We start from the raw sequence: 22145 nt of genomic DNA on the forward strand, positions 1-22145 counted from the left end.
CGCGTCTGTCCGTCGGTAAAGCCGCCGGTCGGGCCGTCAGCAGAGCCAACCTTAAGCTAAATGTCCTATTTACCAGGTATAGGTAAATTACGAGCCGGAGTTTCGCCAGAGACAGGCAAGAAAGAATGACTGCGGCGCCACACGCAACAGGGGCAGGGGGCGCCCCGGGTCGTGCCCCATACGCAAACGGGGGCGCCCCGGGTCGTGATGACCCGGGGCGCCCCCGTCCGCGTACCACCCGGGCAGGAACGCCCGGGATCTACCTCTTGGGAACCACCGCCTATGAATGCGTGCGCAACAGCGTCCGCATCGTCCGCATCGCCACCGACAGGTTGGCGAGGTCGAACGAGTCCGAACCCTGGATCTCCTCCAGGGTAGTGCGGGCCCGCCCGAGGATGGCCGTGTTCTTCTCCTGCCAGGCCTCGAAGCGCTGCTCGGGAGTGGAGGTCCCGTTGCCCACCGCGAGAACATCCGCCGTGAGCGCCGCGTGGGCCGCGTACAGGTCCTCGCGGATCGACGCGCGGGCCATGGACTGCCAGCGGTCGGCGCGCGGCAGCTCGATGATGCGGTCCATGAGCCGGGTGATGCCGAGTCGGTCGGCGAGGTCGTAGTAGACCTCGGCGACGGCCATCGGGTCCTTGCCCATGCGGTCGGCCACCGAGACGATGTCCAGCGCCGGGAAGGCGGAGGAGAACCCGGCCACGCGCGTGGCGAGTTCGTCCGGTACACCGGCGCTCGACAGCTCGTCGTAGATCTGCTGGTACCACTCCAGGTCCGTGCCGCGGAGCAGCTTGGGCAGCTCCGACCACACCTGCTCGACACCGTCACTGAAGAAGGTGATCGCCTCGGCGAGCTGGAGCGGCTGCGGCCGGTTGTTGAGCAGCCAGCGCGTGCCGCGCTCGACGAGGCGGCGCGAGTGCAGCCGGATCCGGGTCTGGACGTCGGCGGCGACGACATTGTCGAGCGCCTCCACCCCGTCCCACACCGCGCTGGAGTTGAAGATCGCGCGGGCCGCGGTCTGCGCCCGGACGATCTCCTCCAGCGAGGCACCCGTCTCCTCGCGGAGGCGGTGCAGGAAGCTCGTACCGCCCGTGTTGACCGTGTCGTTGACCAGGACGGTCGTCACGATCTCGCGGCTCAGCGCGTGCCCTTCGATCTGCTCGCGGAACCTGTCGCGCAGCGCCGTCGGGAAGTACGCGTGCAGCAGGCTCTGCAGATACGGGTCGTCGGGCAGCGAGGTGGCGAGCAGCTCGACGGAGACCGTGATCTTCGTGTAGGCGAGGAGGACCGCCGTCTCCGGACCGGTCAGACCCTGACCGGCGTTGAGCCGCTCGCGGATCTGCCGCTCGCTGGGCAGGAACTCCAGGGCCCGGTCGAGGTGCCCCTCACGGACCAGATGGCGGAGGAATCGCTGCTGGGCGTGGAGCATGCTCGGGGACTGGGCCAGGGCGTTGGCGATCGCCGTGTTCTGCGCGTAGTTGTTGCGCAGCACCAGGGCGCCGACCTCGTCGGTCATCTCGGCGAGCAGCTTGTTGCGCTGCTTGACGGTCAGATCGCCGTTGGCCACCACCGCGTTGAGCAGGATCTTGATGTTCACCTCGTGGTCGGAGGTGTCCACGCCCGCGCTGTTGTCGATGGCATCGGTGTTGATCTTGCCGCCGTGCTGGGCGAACTCGATCCGGCCGAGCTGGGTCAGACCCAGGTTGCCGCCCTCGCCGACGACCTTGACGCGCAGGTCGCCGCCGTCGACGCGGATCGCGTCGTTGGCCTTGTCGCCGACATCCGCGTGCGACTCGGCGGACGACTTCACATAGGTGCCGATGCCGCCGTTCCACAGCAGGTCGACGGGCGCCTGGAGGATGGCCTTCATCAGGTCGGCCGGCGTCATCTTCGCGGCGCCGGACTCGAGGCCGAGGGCCTCGCGGACGTGCGCGTTGACCGGGATGGCCTTGGCGGTGCGCGGGAAGACGCCGCCGCCGGCCGAGATCAGCTCCGTGTTGTAGTCGGCCCACGAGGAGCGCGGCAGTTCGAAGAGGCGGCGGCGCTCGGCGTACGAGGTCTCCGCGTCCGGGTTCGGGTCGATGAAGATGTGCCGGTGGTCGAACGCGGCGACCAGCCGGATGTGCTCGGAGAGCAGCATGCCGTTGCCGAACACGTCGCCGGACATGTCTCCGACGCCGACCACGGTGAAGTCCTGCGTCTGGGTGTTGACGCCCAGCTCCCGGAAGTGCCGCTTCACGGACTCCCAGGCACCGCGGGCGGTGATGCCCATCTTCTTGTGGTCGTATCCGGCGGAACCGCCGGAGGCGAAGGCGTCGCCGAGCCAGAAGTCGTACGCCTGGGCGACCTCGTTGGCGATGTCCGAGAACGTCGCCGTGCCCTTGTCCGCGGCGACCACGAGGTAGGTGTCGTCCTCGTCGTGCCGGACGACGTCGGCGGGCGGGACGATCTCGCCGGCCACCATGTTGTCGGTGATGTCGAGCAGCGCGGAGATGAAGGTCCGGTAGCTGCGGATGCCCTCGGCCAGCCAGGCGTCGCGGTCCACGGACGGGTCGGGCAGCTGCTTGGCGACGAAGCCGCCCTTGGCGCCGACCGGCACGATGACGGTGTTCTTCACCATCTGGGCCTTGACCAGGCCGAGGATCTCCGTGCGGAAGTCCTCACGCCGGTCGGACCAGCGCAGACCGCCGCGCGCGACCTTGCCGAAGCGCAGGTGCACACCCTCGACGCGCGGCGAGTACACCCAGATCTCGAACGCCGGGCGCGGCGCCGGGAGGTCCGGGATGGCCGTCGGGTCGAACTTCATGGAGACGTACTCGTGCGGCTTGCCGCCGACCGCCTGCTGGAAGAAGTTCGTGCGAAGGGTCGCCTTGATCAGGTTGAGGAAGGACCGCAGGATCCGGTCCTCGTCCAGCGAGGCGACCTGGTCGAGCGCGGCGTCCAGCTCCTCCAGCAGGGCGTCGGTCAGCTCGACGCCGGCGCGCTGGCGCTCCGGCGACATCCGCGCCTCGAACAGCGAGACGAGCAGCCGAGTGGTGTGGACGTTGTTCCGGAGGGTGTCCTCCATGTAGTCCTGGCTGAAGGTGGAACCGGCCTGGCGCAGGTACTTCGCGTAGGCGCGCAGCACCATCGACTGCCGCCAGGTCAGCCCGGCACTCAGCACGAGGGCGTTGAAGCCGTCGTTCTCGGCCTGTCCGGTCCAGGTGGCGGCGAAGGCCTCCTGGAACCGCTCGCGTCCGTCGTCGCCGAGGGAGTCGCCGTTGCCGTTCAGGGACTTGGGCAGGCGCAGCCCGAAGTCGTAGATCCACGCGGTCGTACGGTCCGAGCAGCGCAGTTCGTACGGCCGCTCGTCGGTGACCTCGACGCCCATGCGGTTCAGGGCGGGCAGGACCGCCGAGAGCGAGACCTGCTCGCCGGTGCGGTAGATCTTGAAACGACGCTCGCCGGGTGCCGCGCCCACCGGCTCGTACAGGCTGAGCGCGAAGTCCCTGCTGGGCTCCTTGCCGAGTGCCTGGAGGTGGACCAGGTCGGCGACGGCGGAGCGCGGGGAGTGATCGGCCTTGTAGCCCTCGGGGAAGGCGTTGCCGTACCGGCGCAGCAGTTCGGCGGCGCGCTCCTCGCCGCACTCGGCGGTCAGCGCCTCCGCGAAGCCGTCGGCCCAGGAGCGGGCGGCCTCGACGAGTCGCGCCTCGATGCGCTCCTTGTCGGAGTCGGAGAGCTGCGGCAGCTCGGTGCCCGGCTCGACGCGGACCACGAAGTGCAGCCGGGACAGGATCGACTCGGTGTTCCAGGCCGTGAAGTCGACGCTGGTGCCGTTGAGCTCTTCCTTGAGGATGTCGATGATCCGCAGGCGCACACCGGTGGTGTAGCGGTCGCGCGGAAGGTAGACGAGCGCCGAGTAGTAGCGCCCGTACTCGTCCTGGCGCAGGTAGAGACGCAGCCGGCGCCGCTCCTGGAGGTACAGGACGGACGTGACGATCGCCCGGAGCTCGTCGGCGGGGGTCTGGAACAGCTCGTCGCGCGGGTACGTCTCCATGATCTGGAGGAGGTCGCGCCCGTCGTGGCTGTTGGGCGAGAACCCGGCGCCGCGCAGGACTTCCTCGACCTTGCGGCGGACGACGGGCACCCGGCGCACGGACTCGGTGTACGCGGCGGAGGAGAACAGGCCCAGGAAGCGGCGCTCCCCGATGACGTCACCGTTCTCGTCGAACTTCTTGACCCCGACGTAGTCCAGGTACGACGGCCGGTGCACGGTGGCCCGGCTGTTCGCCTTGGTCAGGATCAGCAGCTTGTGCTCGCGGGCCTTGGCGCGGGCGTCCGCGGGCAGCCGCTCGAAGGACGGGCTGACGGGGTGGCTGTCGTCGCCGCCGTGCGGCGGGTCGGAACGCAGGATGCCGAGTCCGGTGCCGGGGACGGCGGCCAGCGAGTCGTCGTCGTGCAGCTGGTACTCGCGGTACCCGAGGAAGGTGAAGTGGTCGCCGGAGAGCCAGCGCAGCAGCTCACGGGCCTCCTCGACCTCCTGGTCGCGCAGATCGTCGGCGGTCGGCTCCTTCGGGAGCTCCTCCGCGATCCGCAGCGCCGCGTCGCGCATCTTCTCCCAGTCCTCGACGGCCTCACGCACGTCGGACAGGACGCGCAGCAGGTCCGCGGTGATCTGCTTCAGATCGGCCCGGTCGGTCTCCCGGTCGATCTCGACGTGGATCCACGACTCGACGTGCGCGTCGTGCGGCAGCTCCTCGACGGAGGGCCGCGTGGGCAGCACCTCGATGAGCTCGCCGGTGAGGTTGCGCCGCAGGACGAACTGCGGGTGGATGACGACGTGGATGCCGCGGCCCTGGCGGGACAGCTCGTTGGTCACCGAGTCGACGAGGAAGGGCATGTCGTCGGTGACCACCTCGACGACGGAGTGGCTGCAGGTCCAGCCGTTCTCCTCGACGGTGGGCGTGTGCACGCGCACGTTGGCCGTGCCCTGCGGGCGGTTCTCGGCCAGTCTGTAGTGGGAGAAGGCCGCTCCGAAGACATCGACCGGGTCGCGGTCGCTGAGGTCCTCCGGGGCCGTGTGCAGGTAGTAGCGCTGGAGGAACGCGAGCACGGTGTCCCGGTCGGGGGTGCCCTCGCCCGTCGTCCCAGTCGGTAGGTGCCCCCCGACCGGGCTGTTCTCAGCTACCCGGGCGGCCCGTTCGAGCAGCTCGGCCTTGGCTTCGTCCAGCTTGGTCTGCATTGTCCTCTGGCTCCTGTCGCGCGCCGTTGCGTGACGTTGAAGGAAGTGCGGTCTCGTCGCTTCCGACGCAACGCCGTGACGCGGGGTGTCCGGTCTGCTTCGACGCTATGCCGCAAGGTGAGATGGGCGAGGGGGTATCGGCCATTCTCGACGGCCCCGGAGACTGTGACGCTGCTCTCGGCGACGTCCGTTCCCGGGGTGCCATCGACGTACGGAGTGCGTTGCCGCCGGCGCTCGCCGCGTTTCCGCTCGCGCATACGGCCGTCGCCATGATCCCGTCCCGCCCGTGAAGATCAGCGATTGCCGCCCGGTCACGGATGTCGTCCGTGCGCTCCGGGCGCGGGGCAGGGGCGACGATGCCCCCGCGAGATATCGCGCTGATCACGCCACCAGGCTATCGCCCCCGACCCGGGAGTCGTCATGAGCCGTATGTGTACAAAACCGGGGGTGGAACTTTGACACTATGCACAGGGACGAATGGGGCGATGGCATGCAGTGTGGGCCGACTGCGGGCTACCGTCGTCCTACGGGCAGTGTTCTGCCCCTTGGCAAGCACCTCCCCCGGAGGCAGGTTGACCGGGACGGCGAACGGAACGCGCAAGGACGGCCGACGGGAGCGCAGCACCATGGCAGCGAAGATCCTCATTGTCACCGGCGACGCGGCGGAGTCACTGGAAGTCCTCTACCCCTACCAGCGGCTGCGCGAGGAGGGTTACGAGGTCCACATCGCGGCCCCCACCCGCAAGAAGCTGCAGTTCGTGATCCACGACTTCGAGCCCGGCTTCGACACCTACACCGAGAAGCTCGGCTACACCTGGCCCGCGGACCTCGCGTTCGCGGAGGTCGACCCGGGCGCGTACGTCGCCCTGGTCATCCCCGGCGGACGCGCCCCGGAGTACCTCCGCAACGACCTCGAACTCCGCAAGATCCTGAAGGCCTTCTTCGACGCGGACAAGCCGGTGGCCCAGATCTGCCACGGTCCCCTGCTGACCGCGGCCGTCGACAGCCTGAGCGGCCGCCGGGTCACGGCCTACCCCGCGCTCGAACTCGACATGCAGGCGGCGGGCGCGACCTTCCAGGACGCGGAGGCCGTCGTCGACGGCACCCTGGTATCCGCCCGCGCCTGGCCGGACCACTCCGCCTGGATGCGCGAGTTCCTCAAGGTGCTGCGCTCGAAGGCCCCGGTGAACTGACGGGCACGGCCGCGGGGGGGCCTGGCACACGGCCCCCCGCGCGGCTTTCGTGCGGCTCCCGGACCGCCCCTCGTGGCAAGCCCTCCGGCGCAGACCTTCCAGCGAGCTCCTGGCCAGACCTCAGGCAGGCTTCTGGACAGACCTCCAGGCAGGCGTCTGGGCAGACCTTCAGGCCGGCCTCTGGACAGACCTTCAGGCCGGCGCCTGGACAGACCTCCAGCCAACGTCTGGGCAGGCGCTCAGGCCGCCAGTCGCCCGGCCTCCTCGACGGCCTCCTCCAGGCTGTCCACCACGGGAACGCCGGCCTCCTCCAGGCTGGCGCGACTGTGGGAACCCCCGGTGTAGAGAACCGCCCCGGCCCCGACATGCCGGGCGGCCATCGCGTCGTCCACGGCGTCGCCGATCACCACCACGCGGGCCGGTTCGACCCCCGCGATCGCCCCGAGGTGCCGCACCATGTGCTCGGCCTTGCTGCCGCCGGAGGGCCCGGTCCGCCCGTCGACCCGTACGAAGTGCGGCTCGATCCCGAAGCCCCGCACCAGCGGAACCAGTTCCTCGTGCCCGTACATGCTCAGGAGTGACTGACTGCGACCCGCCGCTTCCCAGCCGGCGAGCAGTGCGGGCACCCCGGCGGTGAGCTCGCACGCTCTGCGGTGCTCCGTGTAGTACCGCTGGAACGTGTCGTCCATGATCTGCCACTCGGCGTCCGTGGGCAGCCGACCCATCAGCCGCTCGTAGAACTTCGGCACGGGCACGCAGTACAACGTCCGGTACCGCTCCAGCGTGATCGGCTCAAGACCCAGTTCGGCGAATGCCGCGTTCGTCGCCCCGATGATCGCGTCATTGTCGTGGAACAGCGTGCCGTTCCAGTCCCACACAATGTGCGCGTTTCCTTGCTTCCCCATACCAAGAAAGTACCCGCCGCCACTGACAACACTTCATCGCGGGCGGAAACCGGGCGGTTACTCCCCGAGTCCGACCAGGTTGGGAATCTCCTGCGTGGCGAACCACAGCAGTACGTGGTCCTCGGCCCCGTCGACCACGAACTGCGCGTCGTCGTCCCCTACGTCCGCCGCGCCCAGCGCGTCCGCCGCCGCGGTCACATCCGCCTCGGCGTCCACCGAGTCGACGTGCACGGCGGCCGCCTTGGAGAGCGGCACATCCTGGGAGACCCGCACCTCGCCGAGCGCCGAGGGGTCGAGCCCCCGGTCGGGGTCGGCGGCCGCGGCCCGGTCCGGAACGTCGACCGCGACGACGACCCGGCGCCGTACGGCCCCCGGATCGACCGCCAGGAGCCGCAGCGAGGCCAGCGCGGCACGGCTCAGCGCCGCGTACTCCAGTTCCTCGATGTCGTCGGAGAGGTACCACTCGCGCAAGGCGGGTGTGACCGCGTACGCGACGAACGGCCCCGCCTCCAGCTCTCCCGTCTTGTACGCCTCGGCGAGACCGGAGAGGGTCAGGGGGACGTAGACGCGCATGGCTGGCCGCTTTCGTAGTCGGGGCTCCGAGGGTCACGCAGTCCGAGCACTCCGGGGAGGGCGTTCCCGCGCCTCCGGGGAGGGCGTTCCCGCGCCTCCGGGGAGGGCCTTCAGGATACGTGCGGGCGTCCCCTTTCGAGTTCCCGGCCGCGCCCTCCGCAGCGTCAACTCCGGGCCCGCGATTCACCCGGCGCTCCCCTTTGCCGCCAAGGGTCCTGCCCCTCCCGGCAACCCTGATAGGTGAACTCTCCGGCCGCCGCGACGCGCGCCCGCCGTCCTTGCGCGGCCCCGTTCCCGCCTCGTACAAGATCCCCAACACGAAAGTTACCGACCGGTATCAATCGGCCCAACGACGAGCGGGGACGACGTATGAACAAGGTGATGACCAGGACAGGGCGCCACCCGGGCACCCGTCCGCCCGGCCGTCAGGACACCCGCCGCCCCGGCAGCACCCCACCCCGCACCCCGGGCTCGGGCACCCCCACCAGGCCCCCGGGCGGCAGCCCGCCACAGGACACGGGCTCGTCCCCCGCACGCCCCACGAACGCCGTGGCACCCTCACAGCCTCCGACCCGCCCGTCCCCGGCGAAGGGCCGCCCTGACGCGGCAGACCTGGCCACGGGCCGACCGGACGCGGTACCGGGCAGGGCCACGGGCGAGGCGGCAGCGGCGGCGGTGGCGGCCGGAAGCCGCTCGTCGGCGGCAGCGGCACCAGCCACCGGCGATCCGACGGCGGCACACAGCACGGGCCACCCGTCGGGGGGACCGGCCGGCAGCCGGTCCCCGGCGACCGCGCGTGGCGGGGCCCGGCCGCTCGCCACGACATCCGCCGAAGCGACTCGGCGCCCCGCTCCCCAGCTCCGTCCCACCGACGTCTTCGCCGAGCGTCTGCTGGCCGTACTGAGCGGTGCGCGCCCCGTCCACTGCATGCTGCGCCACACCGCGGGCCGCGCCTACGACGAACTCGCCTGGCTCGCCGAACGCGGCCCCCTCCGCACCCGCGGCGCCCGCCCCGTCGTGCGGGACATCGGCTACTACGTCGCGCGCCCCGGCGCCGTCGAGGCCTTCGCCCGCATCGGCGCAGGCGACCAGCTCCGCGCCATGGCCTTCCGGCTGGAGCAGGGCCCCGACCTCCGCTGGCGCTGCACAGCGATCGAACTCGGCGGCCCCCGTATGCCCCACCCGAAGGACTGAACATGCCCCACCCGAAGGACTGAACGGCTCCGGTCTCGTGGCCTCGGGAAACGCGAAGGGCCGGGCACCAGGTGCCCGGCCCTTCCCGCGTTACCGGTCGCGGGCGGCGGCAGTCACCGGCCACCCGCGACCCTCACTCACTTCTTGCGGCGACGCGCCGCGCCCTTCTGCGCCTTGCGGCGCTCCGCGCGCGTGAGGCCGTCCGCCTCGGAGCGCACCGGCTCGTCGTCGCTGGCGAAGTCACCCTCGATGACGCCACCCTCGCCGTCCACGGTCGGCGCGGAGAAGTGCAGCCGGTCCGGCCGCTGCGGGGCGTCGAGCCCCTTGGCGCGGATCTCGGGTCGCATCCCACCCGCGGGGACCGCTTCCTTCTTGGCGAGGGACGGCGCGGAGTCCTCGACCAGGACCTCCTCGACCTGCTGCTCGACCTGGACCTCCAGGTTGAACAGGTAGCCGACGGACTCCTCCTTGATGCCGTCCATCATGGCGCCGAACATGTCGAAGCCCTCGCGCTGGTACTCGACCAGCGGGTCCTTCTGGGCCATCGCACGCAGGCCGATGCCCTCCTGGAGGTAGTCCATCTCGTAGAGGTGCTCGCGCCACTTGCGGTCCAGGACCGACAGCACGACCCGGCGCTCCAGCTCTCGCATGATCTCGGAGCCGAGCTGCTCCTCACGGGCCGCGTACTGGTCGTGGATGTCGTCCTTGATGGACTCGGAGATGAACTCGGCGGTCAGACCGGCACGGTCGCCGACAGTCTCCTCCATCTCATCGACGGTGACCTTCACCGGGTAGAGCTGCTTGAAGGCGCCCCACAGCCGGTCGAGGTCCCACTCCTCGGCGAAGCCCTCGGCGGTCTCGGCCCCGATGTAGGCGTCGATGGTGTCGTCCATGAAGTGCTGGATCTGCTCCTCGAGGTCCTCGCCCTCCAGGACGCGACGGCGCTCGCCGTAGATGACCTCGCGCTGCCGGTTGAGCACCTCGTCGTACTTCAGAACGTTCTTGCGGGTCTCGAAGTTCTGCTGCTCGACCTGCGACTGGGCGGACGCGATGGCACGGGTGACCATCTTGTTCTCGATCGGCACGTCGTCCGGCACGTTCGCCATCGACATGACGCGCTCGACCATCTGTGCCTTGAAGAGGCGCATCAGGTCGTCGCCCAGGGAGAGGTAGAACCGGGACTCGCCCGGGTCGCCCTGACGGCCGGAACGACCGCGCAGCTGGTTGTCGATACGCCGCGACTCGTGGCGCTCGGTGCCGAGCACGTAGAGGCCGCCGAGGTCCTTGACCTCTTCGAACTCCGCCTTGACCGCCTTCTCGGCACGCTCGAGGGCGGCGGGCAGGGCGTGCGCCCACTCCTCGATGTGCTCCTCGGGGTCGAGGCCGCGCTGGCGCAGCTCCGCCTCGGCGAGGTCGTCCGGGTTGCCGCCGAGCTTGATGTCCGTACCGCGGCCGGCCATGTTCGTGGCGACCGTGACGGCGCCCCTGCGGCCGGCCTGGGCGACGATCGTCGCCTCTCGGTCGTGCTGCTTCGCGTTCAGCACCTCGTGCTGGATACCGCGCTTGGAGAGCTGCTGCGAGAGGTACTCGGACTTCTCGACCGAGGTGGTGCCGACCAGGATCGGCTGGCCCTTCTCGTGCTTCTCGGCGATGTCGTCGACGACCGCCTCGAACTTCGCGACCTCGGTGCGGTAGATCAGGTCGGACTGGTCCTTGCGGACCATCGGCCTGTTGGTCGGGATCGGGACGACGCCGAGCTTGTAGATCTGGTGGAACTCGGCGGCCTCGGTCATCGCCGTACCGGTCATGCCGGAGAGACCGGGCATTTCCTTGCCGTTGTGGTCGTGGCGCTTGTAGAGGCGGAAGAAGTTCTGGAGGGTGATCGTGGCGAGCGTCTGGTTCTCGTCCTTGATGTCCACCCCTTCCTTCGCCTCGATCGCCTGGTGCATGCCCTCGTTGTAACGGCGGCCGGCGAGGATACGGCCGGTGTGCTCGTCGACGATCATGACTTCGCCGTCGATGACGACGTAGTCCTTGTCCTTCTTGAACAGTTCCTTCGCCTTGATGGCGTTGTTCAGGTAACCGACGAGCGGGGTGTTCACCGACTCGTAGAGGTTGTCGATGCCCAGCCAGTCCTCGACCTTGGCGACGCCGGGCTCGTGGATGGCGACGGTGCGCTTCTTCTCGTCGACCTCGTAGTCGCCGGTCTCCTCGATGCCCTTCAGGGAGTTGCCGGGCTCACCCTTCTTGAGGCGGGTGACCAGCTTGGCGAAGTCGCCGTACCACTTGGTGGCCTGGTCCGCCGGGCCGGAGATGATCAGCGGCGTACGGGCCTCGTCGACGAGGATGGAGTCGACCTCGTCGACGATCGCGAAGTTGTGGCCGCGCTGGACGAGTTCGTCCTGGGCCCACGCCATGTTGTCGCGCAGGTAGTCGAAGCCGAACTCGTTGTTCGTGCCGTACGTGATGTCGCACGCGTACTGCTCGCGGCGCTGGGCCGGAGTCATGTTGGCGAGGATGCAGCCGACTTCGAGGCCGAGGAACTTGTGGACGCGGCCCATCATTTCGGAGTCGCGCTCGGCCAGGTAGTCGTTGACCGTGATGAGGTGGACACCGGCTCCGGAGAGCGCGTTCAGATACGCGGGCAGGGTGCCGACGAGGGTCTTGCCCTCACCGGTCTTCATCTCCGCGACATAGCCGAGGTGGAGCGCGGCGCCACCCATCATCTGCACGTCGTAGTGGCGCTGGCCAAGAGCGCGCTTGGCAGCCTCACGGACGGTGGCGAAGGCCTCGGGCAGCAGGTCGTCGAGGCTTTCGCCGTCGGCGTACCGCTGCTTGTACTCATCGGTGAGGGCCCTCAGCTCGGCGTCGGAGAGGTTGACGAAGTCCTCTTCGATGGAGTTGACCTGGTCCGCGATGCGGTGCAGTTTGCGCAGGATCTTGCCTTCGCCTGCACGCATGATCTTTGAGAGGACGGACACGGGGGTTTGTCTCCTTGCCGGTCGGGCCTGGGACGGTCGGTTTCAATGACAGTTTCAAATCACAGCTTGAGCAACGGCCATCGTAAGCGAGGACGACACCGCGCCGGGAGGTCTGCCCGTGACAGCCACTAGGACAACGGGCAGGGGTTACCGAAGGTGCCGCGTCCTCACAGCGAAAAGTAGCGAACCCTTCACTCAGGGCAAAGGAATGGCGTCCTTCCGGATGCCCGAGCAGAATCGGCCGATGGACCCCGTCACGCTGACCACCGACCGTCTCGTCCTGCGCGCCGTGGGCGTGGCCGACACCGACGCCGTCTACGAGGCGGCCCAGGATCCCGACATCCAGCGCTGGACCACGATCCCGTCGCCCTATCTGCGTGAGCACGCGACGGGCTTCACGGACCAGATAGTGCCCGAGGGCTGGGCGGACGGCGCCGCCTTCGCCTTCGGTGTCTTCCTCCCCTCCGGGGAGCTGGTGGGCATGCTCTCCATCACCATGCGCTCCCTGGGCGTCGGCGAGGTCGGCTACTGGGCGACGAAGGAGCACCGCGGCAACGGCTACATCGCCGAAGCCGCTGTCGCCGCCTCCCGCTGGGCCTTCACCGACCTGTCCGTCGACCGGGTCGAATGGCGGGCCGAGGTCGGCAACACCGGCTCCCGCGCGGTCGCCGAACGCGCCGGTTTCACCATCGAGGGGACTCTCCGCTCCGCCATCAACAACAAGGGCGTACGCAGGGACTGCTGGGTGGGCTCGCTGCTCCCGTCGGACCTGGGCCTCCCGTCGACGGCGCCGTACCTGCCGGCCAGATGAGGGCCGTACCGGGGCCCGCGCCGGTTCCGGACGTCGGCTCCCGGCTCCCGCTCCCGGCGCCGGTTCCGGCACCCGCGTCGGGGCGGTCGCCCCACCCGTCCCCCGTTGTCAGTGGCACGGCCTAACGTGTGGGCATGACGAGTCTCCCGCGTCCCACCGCCGAACTCTCCGCGGACGAAGCCCGCCGCATCGCCCTGCGGGCGCAGGGTCTCCTGGGCGCCCCGGACCGCGGGGCGGGCGTCCGCGGAGTCCTGCGGCACCTCGGCGCGGTCCAGCTCGACACGATCTCCGTCCTCGCCCGCTCCCACGAGCTGATTCCGTACGCCCGTCTCGGCGCCGTCGGCCGCAAGACCGTCGAGCAGGCCTACTGGACGTCCGCGCCGCCCGCCGACACACCCCCGGCACCGCACGCGTTCGAGTACTGGTCCCATGCGGCCTGCATCCTGCCCGTGGAGGAGTGGCCCCACTTCGCGTTCCGCCGCCGCGCCTACCGTGCCCGCCCGCACTGGAACCACGACCTGCCCGACGGCGCCTACGACCAGGTCGTCAAGCAGCTGCGCGCCGAAGGCCCCCTCACGGCCACGGACTTGGGCGGGGCGAAGAAGACCAGCGAGTGGTGGGACTGGTCGGGCACCAAGGTCGCCGTCGAACGCGCGCTGATGTACGGCGAGGTGGTCTGCGTGGAGCGGCGCGGCTGGAAGCGGGTCTACGACCTCGCGGAGCGCGCCATCCCCAAGCAGCTGCTTCACGACGAGCTGGACGACGCGGAGTGCCTGCGCCGCCTCGTCCGCCTTGCCGGCCAGTCTCTCGGCGTCGGCACCCGCGCGGACATCGCCGACTACCACCGCCTCAAGCTGGAGCAGGTCGACGCAGTGATCGCGGACTCGGGCCTGGTCCCCGTGACGGTGGAGGGCTGGGGCAGGCCCGCCGCCGGAAAGGGCGGCGCCCGAAGCCTCGGCGGAAGACCGGCGGGAGACGCGTGGGCGGACCCGGTGGCGCTGGAGACGACCCCGCGCGGCCGTCACCGTACGACGCTCCTGTCGCCGTTCGACTCCCTCGTCTGGGAGCGGGCGCGCACGGAGCGGATCTTCGATTTCACGCACCGCCTGGAGGCGTACACACCCAAGCCGAAGCGTATCCACGGCTACTTCGCGATGCCGGTCCTCGCCGGCGGCCGGCTAGTCGGCCGGGTGGACCCGGCCCGGGAGGGCCGCACGCTGGTCGCCAAGCAGGTCACCCTGGACGGCGCCAAGGCGGTCCCGGCGGTGGCTCAGGCCCTGGCGGAGGCCGCGAGCTGGGTGGACTGCACGGAGGTGCGGGTCGAGCGGGTGGAAGCCCCGGATCTGCGCGAGCCGCTCATAGCGGAGCTCGTCCGCATCCTGGGGTGATGTCTTACGGAGTCCTCGGGTGGCACCTGGCGGAGTCCTCGGGTGGCACCCGGCGGCGTCTTCGGGGGACGCCCGGCCAGGCCATTCGAGTGACGTCTAGCGGATCTCGAGGATCTTCTCCCGCATCGCGTACACCACCGCTTCCATCCTGGAGTGCAGCTGCAGCTTCTCCAGGATGTTGCGTACATGGTTCTTCACGGTGTTCTCGGAGATGAACAGTTCCTTGGCGATGTCGCGGTTGTTCATCCCCGTGGCCACGAGCTTGAGGACCTCCAGCTCGCGATCGGTGAGCCGCGGCGCGGGCACCAGCCGGCGCTCGTCCGTCCGCTGGATCATCGACTTGAACTCGGTGAGGAGTTTCGACGCCATCGACGGGCTGATCTGCGACTGGCCGTCGGCCACCGCGCGAATGGCCGTGGCCACCTCGTCCGTGGAGATCTCCTTGAGGAGATACCCGGTCGCACCGGCCTTGATCGCGTCGTAGAGGTCGGCCTCCTCGTCACTGATCGTCAGCATGATGATCTTCGCGCTGGGGGCCACCTCCTTGATGGAGGTGCACGCCTCGATACCGCCGCGCTTGGGCATCCGTACGTCCATCAGCACGATGTCGGGCAGCAGGTCGGCAGCCTTGTCGACCGCCTCCGCCCCGTCCCCTGCCTCGCCGACGACCTGGATGTCCTCCTCGGCCGCGAGCACGATCTCCAGACCGCGGCGGAAGAGGGCGTGGTCGTCCACGACGAGGACCCGGATGGGCTCCTTGCGTGAAGAGCCCACGTCCAGGCCGGTGGCGACGACTCCGTCGTCGGCATCACCGGCACGCATCGGTCCGAAGCTGTCCGCCATCGTTCCTCCCCCTGAAGGCCGTGGCCCGTGTTTCCGTGCCATCGCCAACCCAAGGCAACGGCCCACCGGTTGGGCCGGTCCGGCCATGATTCCATGCCCGGCCGTCGGCGGGGGGACAGAGCGGGACGTGAAGTGGTCGCACACCGGTGCCCCTGGGGGCGCACTCGCGTTCCAGGGGCACCGGCTCAGCCGTCACCGGGGATGGTCAGCCGCCGAGCGCGCCGCCCGGCGCGTCCGCTCCGCCCTGGGTGACCATCGGGTCCGTACTGAGGTGGATTACGCCGTAGTCGTACGCGTGCCGCCGGTAGACGACGCTGGGCTCCTTTGTCTCGGAGTCGACGAAGAGGTAGAAGTCGTGCCCGACCAGCTCCATTTCGTAGAGCGCCTGGTCGAGCGTCATCGGTGCGGCCACGTGGGTCTTCTCGCGGACGACACAGGGGCCTTCGCCCATGATCTCGAGAGAGCCGATCTTCTTGGTGGGCACGGCGTCCGGCTCCTCGTCGTGGACGACGCTGCCGTTGCCGTTCAGGGTCGCGGCACCAGGGACGACGTCGGCGACCTCGGCTGCCGAGATCCTGCCGTTGCCACGGCGGGTGTAGCGCTTGTCGTGCTGCTTGCGCAGCCGGGCCTCGAGCTTGTCCGCGGCCAGGTCGAGTGCTGCATACGCGTCGCTTGCCGCTGCCTCCGCCCGGATCACCGGTCCGCGGGAGTGGAGCGTGATCTCCACTCGGTCACTGCGGTCGGCCTGTCGGGGGTTGGGCTCCTTGGACACCTCGACGTCGAGGCTGATCACCTTGCCATCGAGCTTCTGGATCTTCTCCAGCTTCAGCTTCTCGGCCACGTGCTTGCGGAACCGCTCGGGCACCTCGGTCTTGCGGCCCTTGACGACGATGTCCACGCAGAACTCCGTTCCCGGATAGCCCCGCTCCACTGGCGGAGCATCTCCCTTTTGCACCAGGCCCCGGTGAGCACCGGAGCCTCGGACTCGGTGACTTTCACCTCCTCCTCCCCCAAGGACAAGATCTCCACCCCAACCGATGCGGGTGATTGCTGGAAACCCGCGGTTCGGCACTCGGATGCGCGAGGTACGGCCTGCGCCATTGCCTCACAACCGAACATATCTCGCCCAGACGGATGTCGTCACCCTCTACTGATACGTACCTCCGTTCAGGTGAATTGACCCACTCATTACCTGCAACGATGCAAGTTCTTGGTCAGTTCCGGTTTTTTTCGAAAGCGGCCGGCGGTGCGGCGACCACGGCCGAGCAGACCGTGTCACCGCTCGTTCCTCCGGCCTGCTCCCTACCCGCGTTCCGCCCGTACACCTCGGCCCGTCCCGTCCTCTCACCCGTCCATCGCAGCGCGCGCACACCCGACTGAGCTGCCCGTACGGCCCGCGCCGCCTCCGCCAACGTCGCCCCCGTCGTCATCAGGTCGTCCACCAGTACGACCCGGCCTCCTTCGGCCAGCAGCCGCTCACCTCCGGCGACGACCTCCAGGGCGCCCGCCAGATTCTCCAGCCGCTGCCGGGAGTCCAGCCCCGACTGGTCGGCCACGGCACGTCGCTGCCGCAGCACACCGAGCACCCGGGCCGGCGTTCCCGCGCGCCTCAGCTCGCCCGCCGCCGCGAGCGCGATCCGCCGCGCCGGATCATGCCCCCGCGCCCGAACCGCCCGCCGCGCCGATGGCACGGGTACGAGCAGCACGGGCCCGTCTCCCGTCCCGGTCGCCCCGACCATCGCACCACCGGTCTCCGACCTGTCCCGCTCGCCCCACGCTTCCCCCTTCCCGAGCCTCAGCCGCCCCTCCGGAGCCGTCGGCCGCCCGGCCGGACCAGGACGTCGTACCGGCCCCAGACCTGCCCGCACGGCCCCCGCGAGGGCCACTCCCAGGGGTGCCGCCAGTGCCAGGGCACCCCGTTCCTTGTGGGCGAGGAGCACGGCCCGCACCTCGTCCTCGTAGGGAGCCGCCGCGTGCACCACGGACAGCCCCGCCGGCTCGGGCACCGGCCGCACCCGGCACGGAGCGGCCCCGCTCAGGGCTGCACGGCACTCGGGGCAGAGCACCGCGCGAGGCCTCCCACAGCCTCCGCACTCGGCCGGCAGCACCAGATCCGTGAGGTCCTGCCACCACCCCCGCATGGCCACCACTGTGCCAACGCGCGGCCCGCTCGGCCACCCCTGTGGAAAACCGCGGAAAGCCGCCTGTGGACAACTCCGGGAGCAACCGTGCCCGGGCGTACGACAGGGCGCGGAAGGGAGGGACGACAGGGCGGAGGACGGACGGCAGGGCGGAGGGCCACAGGGGCCTGAGGACGACAAGCCGGGCACAGGGACAGCGGACGGGTACCGACCGCCGCGAAACGGCGGTGGGCCCGCCCGGAAACCGGACGGGCCCACCGCCGAGAAACACACGGCGCTACCCGGGGTAGACCGGCGCCGTCCCGTCCTGAACCAGTTTCTGCCACTGCTCCCCCGCCGACAGCCGCACGATCCCGTCCGTCTCCGAGTGCGCCACCAGCGGCAGCTGCTCGTCCTCGGACGCGGCGATCTCCTTCACGTTGGCGAGCGCGGAGGGCGAGGTGCCCAGCGGGGTGGAGCCGTCGACCTGGACGTACTGCATCTGCTGCACGCCGCCCTTCTGGCTGCCGACCACCACGAGGCGGCTGTCCCCGGCCCAGGACATGGCCGTGACCTCCTCCAGCTGGGGTGCGACAGAGCGCGGTTCGGAGATGTACGCGCCGACGGGCTCCCCGGACTTGGACCGCTCGACGCGTCCGATCTGCAGCGAGCTCTTGCCGTCCTTCTCGACGATCAGGGCGATGCGCACGCCGTCGGCGGCCACCCGCACCGCCTCGACGCGCCCGTCGAGCTCCGGCGCCTGAACGACGATGGGCTCGCCCGCGCCCTTCTGCAGCAGGAGCAGCCGGGGGTTCTTCGGGTCGCGGTCGGCCACCCACAGGTCTCCCCGCGCGTCCCAGCTGGGCGTCGTCAGGCGGTCGTCCGCCGTCCGGCCCTGGCTCCGCAGCACCGGCTCGCCGAGCGAACCGCCCGACACCAGCGACCCGACGTACAGGTTCCGGCCGTCGGCCGACACTCCGGCAGCGATGCCCTCGTCCCGCGACACCGCGGCCGCCCGCAGCTTCTTGCCGCCCTCGCCCAGCGCACCGGGCACCGGCTCGGGCTTCTTGTCACGGTTGCCGCCCGGCATCCGTACGAGCCGCTGGTCGTGGTCGATGAAGTACTGGTACTCCGGGTGCTCGCCCGTACCGTGCGAAGTGACGCTCTCGGCCCCGGCCTTGTTCAGCACGCACAGCTGCGAGCCGTCCGACCTCTGGAGCTCCACCTCGTCGACGCCGGTGGGGGTCAGATCCCGCAAGGTGAGAAGGAGCTGGGCCGCCATCTGCCTGCACCGGGCGCTTCCGACCCGGTCGGCCTTCGCGTTCAGCGGCACCGTGACGCTGTTGCGGTCGTCGGGAGACAGCGACACATCCCGGTTCTTCAGTTCCGTGCCCGAGGGGAAGCTCGACCTGACCACCGGGTCCAGCCAGCTCGTGGGCCCCTTCAGGAGCGCGCGCACGATCTGCGTCATCGGGTCCACCTGCGCGCGCACGTAGACCGGGTCGGCGACGGTCCCCAGGGGACGGCCGGATCCGGAGGTGCCGTTCGACGCGTAGAAGTACTTGTTCACGGACACGTAGTTGCGCTGGAAGTCGGACGTGCCCATCACGACACCCTGCGGCAGTCCGTCGATGCGCCACTGCTTGTTGCTCTTCAGCCTGGTCAGATGCACCGAACCGCTGTACCCGCCGGAGTCCGGCCCGTACGCGTGCCGGTCGTCCACCGTGGCGACCTTGCTGCCGCTCAGCCGGAACAGGACGTCACGACTGCCGTCCTTGGTTCCCGAGGGCGCTGCCACGGGCTCCGGCGCGTCCGCGAGGACCGTCGTCGAACGGTAGGGATCCCACGTCTTGCGCGCGCTGTCGGTGAGGTACTTGCCGGCCGTCTCGTACTTGGCGTCGTCGCTGGTCAGCGCCTCCAGGAAGCCCTGCACGATCTCCGCCGCCGAGGCGCCGGGATGCGGCGGCATGGCGTAGACGCGGACCTGCGAGTCCTGACGCGGCGTGGACTCCACCCCGCTCAGACCCCCGCTGTCCGGCATCGAGGCGCACCCTGCCATCAGCAGGGCTCCACAGCCAACGATCACCACGACGCGCACCGGACGGCGTCCGCGGACGCCGCTCCCCCTGCGGTCAGCGCCCACGAAATGCCTCCCCATGTCCGAGCTCCTCCGGCGTCTCGCCGTCCCGCCCCCGCTCTTGCGCGGTCCGTTCCCGGCCGGTGCCGGACGTCTCCTCCTGGCGGCGCAGCGCCCCGGCCGGCCGGGGCACCACGCGGGCGCCGTTGCCCGGCAGCGCTGTCGGATCGGCCGTGGGCGAGACCCCGCCCAGTCGCGGGGCCATGGCCCCGCGCGGCGGTATCGGAGCCGTCGCGGCCCCGGGCTGCTGCACCGGAACCGTGGCCAGCTTGGCACCGCCGCCGTGCGGCAGGCCGGCGTCGTCGAGTCCGCGGTTGCGCCGGGAATCCTTGGGCTCCAGCGGTATCGGCGATCCCCTGAGCGGCTCGTCGGCCGTCCGCGGCAGGGTCAGCCGGAACTGCGAACCGCCGCCCGGCTCGCCCCAGGCCTGCAGCCAGCCGCCGTGCAGCCGTGCGTCCTCCAGGGCGATGGACAGCCCGAGACCGGTGCCGCCGGTGGTGCGCGCGCGTGCCGGGTCGGCCCGCCAGAAACGGCTGAACACCCGGGTCGCCTCGCCGGGCTTGAGGCCGACGCCGTAGTCGCGGACCGCGATCGCGACCGCTCCGCCCGCCGCGGCGAGCTTGACGACGACGTCCTTGCCCTCACCGTGCTCCACGGCGTTGACGACGAGGTTGCGCAGCACCCGCTCGACCCGCCGGGCGTCCGCCTCGGCGATCAGCGGCTGCTGGTCACCCTTGATGCGTATGCGCGTGCCCTTGCGCTCGGCGAGCGGCTCGGCTCCGCCGACCACCCGTCGTACGACTTCCCTCAGGTCGATCGCGTCGGCCTCCAGCGCCGCCGCGCCCGCGTCGAACCGGCTGATCTCCAGCAGGTCGGCGAGGAGCGTCTCGAAGCGGTCCAGCTGGTCGGCGAGGAGCTCGGCCGACCGCGCGGTGACCGGGTCGAAGTCCACGCGCGCGTCGTGGATGACGTCGGCGGCCATCCGCACGGTGGTCAGCGGTGTGCGCAGCTCGTGCGACACGTCGGACACGAACCGCCGCTGCATCCGCGAGAGGTCCTCCAGCTGCTGGATCTTGAGCTGGAGGTTCTGCGCCATCTTGTTGAAGGCTTCGCCGAGGCGCGCGATGTCGTCCTCGCCGGTGACCTTCATACGTTCCTGGAGGCGTCCGGCGGAGAGCCGCTCGGCGATCCCGGCCGCCATCCGCACCGGTGTGACGACCTGGCGCACCACGAGCCAGGCGATGGCCCCGAGGAGCACCACGACGAACAGTCCGGCCGTCGCGAGGGTGCCCTTGACCAGGCTCAGCGACTTCTCCTCCTGCGTGAGCGGGAAGAGGTAGTAGAGCTGGTACGCGTCCCGGTTGGGGTCGTTGACCTGCTTGCCGATGACCAGCGCCGGCTGGGACTCCTTGCCGTCCTTGTAGACGACTCGGGTGTAGCTCTGCGCCGCCGTGGTGCTCTCGTCGAGCCGTTCGCGCAGGTTCTCGGGGATGCTCACCGTCGAGTCGACCTGGCCCGACGATCGCGGTGCGAGGCCGCCGCTGCCGTCGCCCGAGGCGGTGGAGTTGAGCGTCACCACGTCGAACGCGCCCTGCCCGCCACTGGACAGGGACACGACGAGGTCGGTCATCCACTGGCTGACGTTCTTGGACGGGCGACCGTCCGCGTCCGTGCCGTCGTCGCCGTTCGCCGTCGCCGCCGCGTCCGCCTGCTGCTTGGCCACGCCGAAACCGCCGGTGGCCTGGCTCTGCGAGGCCCTCACCTTGGCGTCGAGCAGGCCGTTGCGCACCTGCCCGATCACTACGAAGCCGAGAAGCAGGACGACGCCCATCGACATCATCAGCGTCGTCGCGACGATCTTGAGCTGGATGTTGCGCCGCCACAGCCGCATCACGGGCAGCAGCGGACGACGCACCCAGCGTATGAGCAGCCGGAGAACCGGGCTGCCCTGGACCCCGCCCTGGAGCAGTCCTCCTTCGAAGAACCGCTCCCAGCGGGAGCCCTTCATTTTCCGGCCGACAGGCCGCCCCGAACGATCCCCCTGCTCAGCGGACGCCGAAGCGGCACTGTCCCATGACATGTCAGCTAGGTCCTGCCTTGTATCCGACGCCTCGAACGGTCACCACGATCTCCGGACGCTCCGGGTCCTTCTCGACCTTGGAGCGCAGCCGCTGGACGTGCACGTTGACCAGACGGGTGTCCGCCGCGTGCCGGTAGCCCCACACCTGCTCCAGGAGTACCTCACGCGTGAACACCTGCCACGGCTTGCGCGCCAGAGCGACCAGCAGGTCGAACTCCAGCGGCGTCAGCGCGATCGACATGCCTTCCCGCTTCACAGAGTGACCGGCGACGTCGATGACGAGATCGCCGATCGACAGCTGTTCGGGTGCCGGTTCCTCCGAACGGCGCAGCCGCGCCCTGATCCGCGCCACCAGCTCTTTTGGCTTGAACGGCTTCACGATGTAGTCGTCGGCGCCCGATTCGAGGCCGACCACGACATCGACGGTGTCGCTCTTCGCCGTGAGCATCACGATCGGCACCCCGGACTCCGCCCTGATCAGGCGGCACACCTCGATGCCGTCCCGTCCGGGCAGCATCAGGTCCAGGAGCACCAGGTCGGGCTTGGCGTCGCGGAAAGCGGCCAGCGCCTTGTCGCCGTCGGCTACGAAAGACGGCTCAAAACCTTCACCACGCAACACAATGCCGAGCATCTCGGCCAGTGCGGTGTCGTCATCGACGACAAGGACTCGTCCCTTCATAAACGACATCATCCCATTAA

The 22145-nt window shown here is 69.9% G+C and carries 14 protein-coding genes; 4 read left to right on the forward strand and 10 right to left on the reverse strand.

The window, feature by feature from the left end:
- Positions 1 to 280: 280 nt before the first annotated feature.
- Positions 281 to 5221: an NAD-glutamate dehydrogenase gene (locus tag ACFYR3_RS36000; RefSeq protein ID WP_355854877.1), complete on the reverse strand. Its 4941-nt coding sequence runs from the start codon at positions 5219 to 5221 to the stop codon at positions 281 to 283.
- A 626-nt stretch (positions 5222 to 5847) separates the two neighbouring features.
- Here ACFYR3_RS36000 and ACFYR3_RS36005 point away from each other — a divergent pair.
- Complete coding sequence (locus tag ACFYR3_RS36005; protein WP_355854875.1) at positions 5848 to 6414, forward strand: DJ-1/PfpI family protein; 567 nt, start codon at positions 5848 to 5850, stop codon at positions 6412 to 6414.
- A 239-nt stretch (positions 6415 to 6653) separates the two neighbouring features.
- On the opposite strand, the gene ACFYR3_RS36010 is transcribed toward ACFYR3_RS36005, so the two are convergent.
- On the reverse strand, positions 6654 to 7319 hold the full coding sequence (locus ACFYR3_RS36010; protein ID WP_355854873.1) for an HAD family hydrolase: 666 nt from the start codon (positions 7317 to 7319) through the stop codon (positions 6654 to 6656).
- Between the two features lie 57 nt (positions 7320 to 7376).
- The gene (locus tag ACFYR3_RS36015) at positions 7377 to 7892 is read right to left on the reverse strand and encodes a DUF6912 family protein (protein ID WP_355854870.1); all 516 of its coding nucleotides are present in this window, start codon (positions 7890 to 7892) and stop codon (positions 7377 to 7379) included.
- 369 nt (positions 7893 to 8261) lie between these two features.
- On the opposite strand from ACFYR3_RS36015, the gene ACFYR3_RS36020 reads away from it, so the two are divergent.
- Positions 8262 to 9086: an Rv3235 family protein gene (locus ACFYR3_RS36020; RefSeq protein WP_355854867.1), complete on the forward strand. Its 825-nt coding sequence runs from the start codon at positions 8262 to 8264 to the stop codon at positions 9084 to 9086.
- Between the two features lie 137 nt (positions 9087 to 9223).
- Here ACFYR3_RS36020 and secA read toward each other — a convergent pair whose 3' ends face one another.
- Positions 9224 to 12067 (reverse strand): preprotein translocase subunit SecA, encoded by a 2844-nt coding sequence (gene secA / locus ACFYR3_RS36025; protein WP_355854864.1) that lies wholly within the window; start codon positions 12065 to 12067, stop codon positions 9224 to 9226.
- 244 nt (positions 12068 to 12311) lie between these two features.
- On the opposite strand from secA, the gene ACFYR3_RS36030 reads away from it, so the two are divergent.
- A complete protein-coding gene (locus tag ACFYR3_RS36030) occupies positions 12312 to 12878 on the forward strand; it encodes a GNAT family N-acetyltransferase (RefSeq protein WP_355854862.1) in 567 nt (188 codons plus the stop codon).
- A 134-nt stretch (positions 12879 to 13012) separates the two neighbouring features.
- A complete protein-coding gene (locus tag ACFYR3_RS36035) occupies positions 13013 to 14266 on the forward strand; it encodes a DNA glycosylase AlkZ-like family protein (RefSeq protein ID WP_355854859.1) in 1254 nt (417 codons plus the stop codon).
- 96 nt (positions 14267 to 14362) lie between these two features.
- On the opposite strand, the gene ACFYR3_RS36040 is transcribed toward ACFYR3_RS36035, so the two are convergent.
- From ACFYR3_RS36040 to mtrA, 6 genes are all read right to left on the reverse strand, one after another.
- Positions 14363 to 15109: a response regulator transcription factor gene (locus ACFYR3_RS36040; RefSeq protein ID WP_355854856.1), complete on the reverse strand. Its 747-nt coding sequence runs from the start codon at positions 15107 to 15109 to the stop codon at positions 14363 to 14365.
- Between the two features lie 205 nt (positions 15110 to 15314).
- Positions 15315 to 16007, reverse strand: a complete 693-nt coding sequence (hpf, locus tag ACFYR3_RS36045; RefSeq protein WP_389286169.1) for a ribosome hibernation-promoting factor, HPF/YfiA family — start codon at positions 16005 to 16007, stop codon at positions 15315 to 15317.
- Positions 16008 to 16323: 316 nt separating this feature from the next.
- Positions 16324 to 17250, reverse strand: coding sequence for a ComF family protein (locus ACFYR3_RS36050; protein ID WP_389286171.1), 927 nt, complete (start codon positions 17248 to 17250; stop codon positions 16324 to 16326).
- Positions 17251 to 17527: 277 nt separating this feature from the next.
- A complete protein-coding gene (locus ACFYR3_RS36055) occupies positions 17528 to 19372 on the reverse strand; it encodes an LpqB family beta-propeller domain-containing protein (protein WP_389286183.1) in 1845 nt (614 codons plus the stop codon).
- A complete protein-coding gene (mtrB, locus tag ACFYR3_RS36060; protein ID WP_356786535.1) occupies positions 19362 to 21446 on the reverse strand; it encodes an MtrAB system histidine kinase MtrB in 2085 nt (694 codons plus the stop codon). The genes ACFYR3_RS36055 and mtrB overlap by 11 nt, the downstream gene beginning before the upstream one ends.
- 1 nt (position 21447) lies before the next feature.
- Positions 21448 to 22137: a two-component system response regulator MtrA gene (mtrA, locus tag ACFYR3_RS36065; protein ID WP_192582811.1), complete on the reverse strand. Its 690-nt coding sequence runs from the start codon at positions 22135 to 22137 to the stop codon at positions 21448 to 21450.
- Between the last annotated feature and the right edge of the window lie 8 nt (positions 22138 to 22145).

The sequence above is a fragment of the Streptomyces sp. NPDC005784 genome (assembly GCF_042871525.1).
Taxonomy (GTDB): domain Bacteria; phylum Actinomycetota; class Actinomycetes; order Streptomycetales; family Streptomycetaceae; genus Streptomyces.

Excerpts from the sequence above, each read along its gene's own strand:
- ACFYR3_RS36000 (WP_355854877.1), bottom strand. The coding sequence starts at position 5,221 with ATGCAGACCAAGCTGGACGAAGCCAAGGCCGAGCTGCTCGAACGGGCC.
- ACFYR3_RS36005 (WP_355854875.1), top strand. The coding sequence starts at position 5,848 with ATGGCAGCGAAGATCCTCATTGTCACCGGCGACGCGGCGGAGTCACTG.
- ACFYR3_RS36010 (WP_355854873.1), bottom strand. The coding sequence starts at position 7,319 with ATGGGGAAGCAAGGAAACGCGCACATTGTGTGGGACTGGAACGGCACG.
- ACFYR3_RS36015 (WP_355854870.1), bottom strand. The coding sequence starts at position 7,892 with ATGCGCGTCTACGTCCCCCTGACCCTCTCCGGTCTCGCCGAGGCGTAC.
- ACFYR3_RS36020 (WP_355854867.1), top strand. The coding sequence starts at position 8,262 with ATGAACAAGGTGATGACCAGGACAGGGCGCCACCCGGGCACCCGTCCG.
- ACFYR3_RS36030 (WP_355854862.1), top strand. The coding sequence starts at position 12,312 with ATGGACCCCGTCACGCTGACCACCGACCGTCTCGTCCTGCGCGCCGTG.
- ACFYR3_RS36035 (WP_355854859.1), top strand. The coding sequence starts at position 13,013 with ATGACGAGTCTCCCGCGTCCCACCGCCGAACTCTCCGCGGACGAAGCC.
- ACFYR3_RS36040 (WP_355854856.1), bottom strand. The coding sequence starts at position 15,109 with ATGGCGGACAGCTTCGGACCGATGCGTGCCGGTGATGCCGACGACGGA.
- ACFYR3_RS36050 (WP_389286171.1), bottom strand. The coding sequence starts at position 17,250 with ATGCGGGGGTGGTGGCAGGACCTCACGGATCTGGTGCTGCCGGCCGAG.
- mtrB (WP_356786535.1), bottom strand. The coding sequence starts at position 21,446 with ATGTCATGGGACAGTGCCGCTTCGGCGTCCGCTGAGCAGGGGGATCGT.
- mtrA (WP_192582811.1), bottom strand. The coding sequence starts at position 22,137 with ATGATGTCGTTTATGAAGGGACGAGTCCTTGTCGTCGATGACGACACC.